Annotated in this window: 1 protein-coding gene; it reads left to right on the forward strand. The window is 68.9% G+C overall.

What is annotated here, in order from left to right:
- The first annotated feature begins 38 nt into the window (after positions 1-38).
- Positions 39-10,586: an amino acid adenylation domain-containing protein gene (locus tag ACIBBB_RS04375; RefSeq protein WP_398978501.1), complete on the forward strand. Its 10,548-nt coding sequence runs from the start codon at positions 39-41 to the stop codon at positions 10,584-10,586.
- Positions 10,587-10,603 lie beyond the last annotated feature (17 nt).

Below are 10,603 nucleotides of genomic sequence, written 5' to 3' on the forward strand. Positions count from 1 at the left end.
GCGTCATGCCTGGGTGGTGTGGCAGGAAGGAGTCCGTCATGAGCCTTCGCGCGCTCGCCCGCATGTATGCCGACGGCGACATGTCGACGACCGGGGTACTGGCCGAGCTCGACAGACGCGTGGACATTCCTTTGTCCGAGGGGCAGCGCGGCTTGTGGGCGCTTGCCAAGATGGAGCCGGAGACGTATGCGTACAACGTTCCCGTGTGCTTTTCGTTTGCGGACGTAGATACTGCGGCGCTTCAGGCCGCATTCCGCGACACGCTTTCCCGGCATCCGCTTCTCTCGGCCGCGGTGCGCGAGACGGATGACGGGCCGCGTCTGTCCCACGGAGATGCGGACGGTTTCTTCGTCGAGTACGTGGACATCTCCGATTTGCCGTCCGGTCGAGTGTTGAACTTTTTGAAGGAAAGCGCGAGGCGGCCGTTCGACCTGGCCGGTGATCCCTTGACCAGGCTGGCTGTCCTGCGTCGCTCCGCGTCCGAGGCGTACGTTCTGCTGGTCATTCATCACCTCGTGATCGATGGAGTGTCGGGGCGTCTCGTCATCGACACGCTGTTCAGTTCGTACCGGGCGCGGGTCGAGGGGCGGGACGTGCCGATCGAGGTGGGCTCCGCCTCATTCGGTGAGTTCGTCGCGTGGGAGCGGGACGTACTCGCCGGCGAGCGCGCTGAGGAGGACCGCGAGTTCTGGGTGCGGGAGCTCGCCGGCGCGGACGTCCTGACAGGGTTACCCTCGCAGGTGGCTCTTCTGCCGGACGCGCCTCATGTGGGCGAGGTATACACGAGCCGGCTGCCGAAAGAGCAGGCCGCCGTCATCGCGGCCTTCACCGCTTCACATGGGATCAGCCCGGGGATCTTCTTCCTGGCGGCCTTCCTGACTCTGCTGCACCGGTACACCGGAAGCGAGGACCTCGTCATCGGGATGCCGGTGGCCGGGCGCCCGACGGAACACTTCGACCCGATCGTCGGCTACTTCGTCAACACGCTGCCCGTCCGGAGCAGGCCAAACGCCTCCGAGGAGTTCACGTCGTTCGCCCGGCGCGTACAGTCCACGGTGCTCGAAGTACTCGAGCACGGGACCTACCCGTTCCACCGGATCGTGGGCGATCTCGGTGCCCGGGGCGTGAATCCGCGGTCGCCTCTTTATCAGATCGTGTACAACTATCAGGATTCTGCTCTCTCCGGATACCTGGGCGAGCGGGCCCGCGCCACCGGCGAGACGGACTTCGAGCTCGTCGACGGGCTGTACCAGCTGGGTGAGTACGACCTCACGGTGGACGTGGCTCCCGGTGACGGGTTCCTGGTGAACTGGAAATACCACCCCGACGCCTTCTCGGCCCACGCCGTCGCGGGCATGGCAGAACACTTCGCCACCCTGGTGGACAGCATCCTCGACTCGGACGGGCAGTCGCCCATAGGCAGGCTGAACCTGCTCGACGACGAGGAACGGCGCCTCGTCATCGAGGCATGGAACCGCACCGAGGTCGACTTTCCCGCGCATCGGACGTGCTGGGATCTCTTCGCGGAGCAGGCAGAGGCGAACCCGGATGCCCCGGCGGTCACCTGCGGGGAGCGGACTCTCACCTATCGCGAACTCGCGGACCACAGCTCGGCGCTGGCACAGGCGCTGACGCGTCAAGGCGTCGGCCCCGGGGACGTTGTAGGGGTCTGCTACGAACGGTCACTCGACCTTGTCGTGGCCCTCCTGGCCGTCATGAGGCTCGGCGCGGTGTACCTGCCCTTGGACGGCCGACTGCCGGCCGAACGCCTCTCCTACATGGTCGAGGACAGCGGCGCGCAACTCGTCATCTGCCATGAGGCGGTGATGGACAGGCTGGCCGCCGTGGGGACGCCGAAGGCGAGACTGTACCCGACAGACCGCCAGGATGATCAGGTCGCCCAGGCATGGGCAGCGGCGGGGGAGACGACCGTCGATGCGCCGGACTCGCGAGCCTCGACACCTTCAGCCGCCTACATCATCTACACCTCGGGCAGCACGGGGAAGCCCAAGGGCGTCGTAGTTCCGCACGCGGCGCTGACCAATTTCGTGCTGGCCATGGCGCACACGCTAGGAGTGGCGTCCAACGATCGGCTGTTGGCCATCACCACGCACAGCTTCGACATCGCCGCCTTGGAGCTCTACCTCCCGCTGATCACCGGCGGGCAGGTCTGCATCTGTGAATCGGCCACGGCCGCCGATGCCACGTTGCTGGCCGAAAAGGTCGCCGACTGGCGGCCCACCATCATGCAGGCCACTCCGGCGACCTGGGCCATGCTGGTGCGCGTCGGGTGGCAGAACACCGAGGGCGTCAAGGTGTTGTGTGGCGGCGAGGCGTTACCCGACGGCCTGAAGGACCAACTCGTGGCGCGCGGCGAGGCCTGGAACCTGTACGGGCCCACGGAGACGACCATCTGGTCAGCGGCCAAGCGGCTGCGCCGTGAGGAGCCGGTGACCATCGGCAGCCCCATCGCGAACACCCAGCTATACGTCCTCGACCAGAACATGAGTCCCCTGCCTGTCGGCGTAACCGGCGAGCTTCACATCGCAGGCGACGGGGTCGCCCTGGGCTACCACCGGAAGCCGGAGTTGACGGCCGAGCGCTTCCTGGACAACCCGTTCGCGCCCGGACGGCTGTACCGGACAGGCGACCGCGCGCGCCGACTGCCGAATGGCGAGATCGTCGTCCTGGGCCGGATGGACAACCAGGTCAAACTGCGCGGCCACCGCATCGAACTCGGTGAGATCGAGGCGGTGCTCAATGCCCACCCGGAGATCGGCCGAAGCGTCGTCCTGCTCGAGCATGTCGGCCTGTCAGACAGGCTCACGGCCTATTACACCGGGAACGGGGACGCGCCGGTCGACGCCGCGCTGCTGCGCGCGGAACTCGCCAAGGCCCTCCCCGCCTACATGCTGCCCGCCGCATTCGTGGCCCTGGACGCCTTTCCGCTCACGGCGCACGGCAAGGTCGACCGGGCGAAGCTGACCGAGGCGGCCCAGACGGTGCCGCTCCCGGCCGCCGACAGCCCGGTGGCCGCGCTCGACATCGAGCGGACCGTGCGCGGGATTTTCGAAGAGGTGCTCGGCTCGCGTGATATCGATCGTGCCGCAGGTTTCTTCGACATCGGCGGAGACTCGTTCGCGGCCATCGAAGCGGTGGCGCAGATCAACCGCGAGTTCGGCTGCTCGTTGCGACCCACCAGCGTTTTCGCGCACCCGTCCGTCGCGACGATGGCCCGACACCTGACGGGGCTGCTGCCTGCTGGGCAGGCACCTGCGGCGCAGCCGGTCGAGCCCGAGCAGCACCCTGATCCGCGCCATGCCACTCCGGCGGCCGACGACGCCTCGCTCGATGATTCGATCGCGGTGATCGGCATCTCCTGCCGGTTCCCGGGAGCCATGGACCACCGCGAATTCTGGTCCGCGCTCGTGGAAGGACGCAGCGGCGGCACGTCATGGTCAGTCGAGGAACTGCGCACGCTCGGAGTGCCGGAGGAGCTGATCACCCGACCCGGGTACGTGCCGCAGCGGTCGGTCGTGGACGGCAGGGCGGAGTTCGACGCAGCGTTCTTCGACATCTCCCCCCGCGACGCCGAGTTCATGGACCCACAGGCGCGCTTGCTGTTGCAGCACGCGTGGCAGGCGTTGGAGGACGCCGGTTACCGCCCGGAGGACGTTCCCGAGACCAGCGTCACCACGTCCACGAGCACGAACTTCTACCAGGCCCTGCTCCCGGCTCTGATGGCGAACGCGTCGGGCCCGCGGGTCCTGGCGAGCTCTGAGACCTACGCCGCGTGGCTGTTCGCCCAAGGCGGCACGGTGCCCACGATGATTTCCACGAAGCTGGGCCTGCGTGGCCCCAGCATGGCGGTGAGCACCAACTGCTCTTCGGCGCTGAGCGCGGTGCACGTCGCCTGTCAGGGACTCCTGGCCGGCGATGCCGACCAGGCGATCGTCGGCGCGGCCAGCCTGTTCTCCGCGGGGGAACTGGGATACGTGCACCAGCCGGGCCTGAACTTCTCGAGCGACGGGCGCAGCCGCGCGTTCGCCGACGGCGCCGACGGCATGTCCGGCGGTGAAGGTGTCGGCGTGGTCGTCCTCAAGCGCGCCAGTGAGGCGATCGCTGCCGGTGATCACATTTACTGCCTGATCCGCGGCGTCGCGGTGAACAACGACGGCGGCGACAAAGCAGGGTTCTACGCGCCCGGTGTGCGCGGCCAGGCCGAGGTGATCCGCAAGGCGCTGGACAAGGCGGGCACGGACCCGTCGACGATCAGCTACGTCGAAGCGCACGGCACGGGCACGAGGCTCGGCGATCCCATCGAGGTCGCGGCTCTGACCGAGGCGTACCGCCACTACACGGCACGCAGCCAGTACTGCGGCATCGGCTCGGTCAAGAGCAACATCGGCCACCTGGACGCGGCCGCGGGGATCGCCGGCCTCATCAAGGTGGCCCTGGCCTTGCAGCACGGAGAGGTTCCGCGGACCCTGCACTGCGACGTGTCGAGCTCGGAGATCGACTGGGACGAGTCGCCGTTCTTCGTGGCCGACCGGAATCTGCCGCTGGACGGCGACGAGCCCGCGCGGGCGGGATTGAGCTCCTTCGGGATCGGCGGCACCAACGTGCACGCGGTACTGGAACAGGCGCCGACCGGTGCGCGGGCCGCCGGACGCCCCGGCCCCCAAGCGGTGGTCCTCTCGGCCCGCGATGGGGAGCGGCTCGGCGTCCTCGCGCGGCAGCTTCTGGAGTTCCTGCCGGGATACCGGGACGCGCACGGCGATCTGGCGTCGCTCGCGTACACGCTGCAGGTCGGGCGGCGGGCGATGGCCGAACGAGTGGTCTTCGTCGCGAACGACGTCGACGGGCTGATCGCAACCCTTCAGGACTACGTCGAGCGCGGGGCGCGCGGAACGGTGTTCGAAGGTACGGCCCGACGGCCTGAGGACAAGCTGCTCGGCCTCTTCGATCGCCCCGGGGAGCTGCGAGACCTGGCCGCCGGGTGGCTCGAGCACGGGGAGTGGGACAAGATCGCGCCCCTGTGGGTCAACGGCATCGACGTCGAGTGGCACGCCTACCACGGCGCGAATCCGCCGGTGCGGGTGAGCCTGCCGACGTATCCGTTCGCTGCGAAACGGTACTGGCCGGCTGCCGAGGCGGTGTCGGTTCCTCGGGCCACTGACCCGCTCGACGCGGCATCGTTGCTCGTGGCCGCGGCCAGGCCTGAGAGCGTCGAGACGTTCCTGTCCGGTCGCGCGTCCGCCACAGACGAGATGGACAGCCTCTCGCGCCCGCTCGTGCTCGCACAGCTCGTGGCGGCGGGACTCTTCGACGCGCCCGTTCGTCGCGACCTGATCGGGCAGAGGATCACGCCGTCCCTCGCCCAGTGGCTCGACCATACGGTGACCGTGCTGCTGAGCCACGGAGAACTCGTGCGTGAGGGCGAATTCGTGGCGCCCAGGATGAGTGCGCCAGGCCTCGAACAGGCGTGGCGCACCTGGCGCGCGTGGAAGGACGTCCGTGCCGAAGATCCGGAGCTGGCGGCCAAGACCGGCCTGACCGAGCGCATGATCGAGGCCTTGCCCGCGATCCTGTCCGGGCGGACGAAGGCCACTGCGGTCATGTTCCCGGGCGGCTCGTTCGAGCTGGTCGAACCGGCGTACCGGGGGAACGTGACGGCCGACTACTTCAACGACGTGACGGCCGGCGCGGTGCGCGCGGAGGTGGACACCCGCCGCGACGGGATCCGGCTGCTGGAGATCGGAGCGGGCACCGGCAGCACCAGCGAGCGCGTTTTCGCCCAACTGACGGGCCGCGACCTCGCTGAGTACTGCTATACGGACGTTTCGAAGGCGTTCTTGATCGACGCGGAGCGGCGGTTCGCCGGCCACGTGCCGTACTTGTCCTTCACGACCTTCGACGTGGAGCGGGAGCCCGGCGCACAGGGACTTACCGCGGGCGACTACGACATCGTCATCGCCAACAATGTCCTGCACGCCACCAAGGACATCGTGCAGGCAGTGCGTCATGCCAGAGCACTGCTGCGGCCCGGCGGAGTCCTCGTACTCAACGAGCTCGCCCGGAACGACTGGTGGTCGCACCTGACCTTCGGGCTCCTCGAAGGGTGGTGGCGGTTCACGGACGGAAGGCGTAACCAGGGCGGACCGGCGCTGTCCTCGAACTCGTGGCGCGAAGTGTTGCGGGAGTGCGGGTTCGACACGGTTGAACTGCTGGCGGAGCCCGCCCGCGACCTGGGCCAGCAGGTACTGCTGGCGCGCGCCGGTTCGCCCGTCCCGCGCCGGGATCCGCGGCCTGCCGCGCCCGGCTCGCTCGAGAAGCACGTCCGCGCGACCGTCGAGCGGATCCTCGCCGAAACGCTGAAGCTGACTGCGGATGAGCTCGCGGCCGACAAGCCCTTCGCCGACTACGGACTGGACTCGCTCACCGGCGTCTCCCTGGTGCACCGGCTCAACGAGTCGCTGAGCACTGACCTCGATCCGAGCGTGCTGTTCGAGAACCCGTCGATCAGGCGGCTGACGAGTTTCATCGTCGACGAGGAAGGCGCCGCCATCGTGGCGGCGGAACCCGAGCCGTCCGCGGTATCCGAGCCGTCGGGCGGTGGCCGGGAGCCCGTCGCGATCGTCGGCATGAGCGGCCGGTTCCCGGGCGCCCGGGATGCCGACGAGTTCTGGGACCTGTTGGCCTCCGGCCGGGATGCTGTCTCGAAGGTGTCCCGCTGGGACCTCGCGTCGCTGGGCAGCGTTTGCCTGGACGGCGGTCTCCTGGACGGCGTCGACGAGTTCGACCCGCTCTTCTTCGGGATCTCCGGTGCAGAGGCCGTCTACATGGAGCCGCAGCAGCGGCTGTTCCTTCAGGAAGCGTGGCGGGCGCTAGAGGACGCGGGCCACGCGGGCGAGTCGCTCGACCGCGACCGGTGCGGTATCTACGTGGGCTGCGCTGCGGGCGACTACCTGGATATGACGGGGCCGTCCGACTACCCGGGCCAGGCACTGTGGGGCAACATGAACTCGCTCGTGCCGTCCCGCATCGCGTACTACCTGGACCTGCACGGGCCGGCGATCGCGGTCGACACCGCATGCTCCAGCTCGTTGGTCTCCCTCTACCTGGCGTGTCAGGCGCTGTGGGCGGGCGAGGTCACCACGGCGATCGCGGGCGGGGTCTACGTCCAGAACTCGCCGCGGCTGTATCTGGCGGCGTCGCGGGCCGGGATGCTTTCCCCGACGGGCCGGTGCCGTTCGTTCGACCAGGCGGCCGACGGATTCGTGCCCGCCGAGGGAGTCGGTGCGCTGATCCTCAAACGGCTCTCGGACGCTGAGGCGGACGGCGACCACATCCACGGCGTGATCCGTGGAATCGGGATTAACCACAACGGCACTACGAACGGGATCGCCGCGCCGAACGGGACCTCGCAGGAACGGCTGATCCGGCAGATCTATCAGGACTTTGAAATCGACCCCGCGGGGATCGGGTTGGTCGAGGCACACGGCACCGGAACCAGGCTCGGCGATCCGGTGGAATTCCGGGCGCTCGATCGCGCGTTCCGCGGCTTCACGGACGCCGAGCGGTTCTGCTCGCTCGGCTCGACAAAGGCCTCCATCGGCCACGCGCAGGCCGCGGCCGGCGTGATCGGCGTCATCAAGGCACTGCTGGCGATGAGGCACGAGGTGATCCCCGGTCTGCCCCACCACACCGCGACGAACTCCAGTGTCACGTTGGCCGGCAGCCCGTTCTTCGTGCACACGGAGCCGAGGCGGTGGGCCGTGCCCGAAGGCGGCAAGCGGCGCGCCGCGGTCACGTCGCTCGGCGCGAGCGGAACCAACGCCCACGCTGTCATCGAGCAGCCATCGGAGCCGCCCACGCCGCCGCGGAGCAGGCAAGACGGGGCCCGGTTGATCGCGCTGTCGGCGGCGACGGAGCACGCCTTGCGCGAACAGGTGGCCCGGCTCGCGCGCCACTGCCGCGAGCACCCGGACCTCGATGTCGGCGACGTGAGCCACACACTTCTGCTCGGCCGCAGGCACCTGCGGCATCGATGGGCGAGTGTGGTCCGGGATATCGCAGAACTGGAAAGCCAGTGCACTACCTGGCTCTCCGGGCAGGACATTCCGGCGCAGAGCGCAGACTCCAGGTTGCAGGCATTCGCCCAACAGTTCCTTGACGGTGAGGCACCGGATTTCGCCGAGTTGTTCCGCGACAGCCGCTACCGCCGCGTTCCGCTGCCTGGCTACCCCTTCGAGGAGGAACGCTATGCGCTGCCGATCCGCGCGGTGGCAGACGATGGGCCGCAGCGCGATGGGCGAGTCCTCACCGGCGACGAGTTCTACCTGCGTGAACATCAGGTGCAGGGAACCGGGATCGCCCCGGGGGCCATGTATCTGCAGTGGGTCGCAGCAGCGGCGAGGCGGACCGCGAGCGACGCGGTTCGCTTGCACGACATCGTCTTCCTGCAACCTCTCTCGGTGTCGGGGGTGCCGCGCGCACTTCGGGTGGCTCTTCGCGCGGACGGCGACGTCACCCGGTTCATGGTGTCCTCCACGGAGTCCGCCGGAGACGAACCCGTTCTCCATTGTCAAGGCGAGGTGTCCGCCGCGGAGCCGACGGCTGCGCAGGCGCTCGATCTGCCCGCGCTGCTTCGGGATTTCCAGGCCACAGAATTCGACCCCCTGCGGTTCTACGCCGAGTGGCGGGATCGCGGCATCGCCTACGGCCCCACGTTCCAGGGGGTCGTGGCGGTGCACCGCAGCGACAACGCGGTGCTCGCCGAACTGCGGCTGCCCAGCGCGGCGTCAGGAACCATGGACGGCCTCGTCCTGCACCCGGCGCTGGTGGACTCGGCGATGCAGTGCATGCGATTGCTCGACGGCGACGATCGGGTCGGGTTGGTGTTCACCATCAAGTCGGCCGAAGTCCTCGCCCCCGGCGCGACCACAATGTGGGCCCTGATACGCCGTGCCGAGGACGCGCGCGGCGCGGACCGGATCGACATCGACCTCGCGACCGACGACGGCACGGTGTGCCTGCGTCTGCGAGGCATCGCAGGCCGTCGAGCCGAGCAGACGCCGGACCCGTCGGACGGCGTCGCCACGCTGGTGCCGGTGTGGGATCCCCTTCAGCAGACGGAATCCGCGACGTGGCCGCGGAGTGCCGAATCAGTGGGCATCATCGCGTCCCCAGGGCAGGCGCGGGACGTTCTCATCGCGCGCCTTCCAGGCGCGCACGTGGTCGCGGACCCGTCGCAGAGTACGCACGACGACCTGGAGACGTCTCTCCGGTCGGTCCCGGAACTCGACCATCTGATCTGGGTGGCGCCCAGCGCCGTGGATGACCGGTCCGGTGCGAGCGTCGTCGAGGGCCAGTCCAGCGGCTCGCTGCATGCCTTCCGCACGGTGAAAGCACTTCTGGCCGCAGGGTACGGCGATCGCTCATTGGGCCTGACCCTGATCACTGAGCGGGCGCACGCCGTCCATGAGGCCGAGGTCGTCGACCCGGCGCACGCCGGTGTCGCCGGCCTGGCGGGGTCGACTGCGAAGGAGTATCCGGACTGGCGGGTGCGGGTGGCGGACGTCGAGGACTACGACGCGCCTTCTCTCGCCGCGGTGCTCGACCTGGCCGCGGCCCCGGACGGCAACCTGCGGATCCACCGCGACGGCCGGTGGCACGGGCAGCGGCTGATGACTGTTCAGCCGGCCTCGCCGACGTCGTCCCGGCTGCGGCAGGGCGGCACTTACGTCATCATCGGCGGGGCGGGCGCCCTTGGCACGGTCATCAGCGAGTACTTGATCCGCCGGTACCACGCCCAGGTGGTGTGGCTCGGACGCAGGCCGCAGGACGCGCGAGTCGAAGCCGCTATCGCTCAGGCGACCGGCGCGGACGGGCCTGCGCCGCTGTACTTGCGGTCCGACGCCACCGACCTTGCGTCCCTGCGCGCGGCGAAGGACGAGATCGTACGACGGTTCGGCGCGGTGCACGGCGTCATCCACTCGGGCCTCGTGTTCTCGGGGGCGAGCCTGGCCCGGATGAGCGAGGCGCAGTTCGAGGACGTGCTGCGCGGCAAGGTCGACGCGAGCGTCCGGTGCATGCAGGTGTTCGGCGGTGACTCGCTCGATTTCGCACTGTTCCTGTCCTCGATCAACTCCTACCTCAAAGCCATCAAGCAGGCGAACTACGCGGCCGCCTGCACGTTCCTCGATTCGTTCGCACTGACGGTGCAACGCCACTACGGCGCTGTCGGCAAGGTGCTGAACCTGGGCTACTGCTTCAACAACGCACCCACCGAGGGAGAGCGGGGCGCGGTGGTCGGAGCGCAGGCGCCGCTCATCCAGCCGGACGAGCTGACGGCGGCGATCGAACGGCTGTGCGCGGGGCCAGTCAGCAGGCTGACGTTGATGAAGTTCAGTCCCGCGCTCAACAACCGGGGCATCGTTCTGGGCGACGACGAAGTCATCCTGCCCACGGCCGTGCCGCCGGACGCTGTGCCCGCCGACGTCCAGGAACCGGCGGCGGCGCCGGGCGGCGAACTGGAGCGGCTACGCGCCCGCACCGCAGAGCTGACCGCGCTCGCGATCTGATCGCGGCCTTCGAAGGG

This window comes from Streptomyces sp. NPDC051217 (genome assembly GCF_044455465.1).
Lineage (GTDB): Bacteria > Actinomycetota > Actinomycetes > Streptomycetales > Streptomycetaceae > Streptomyces.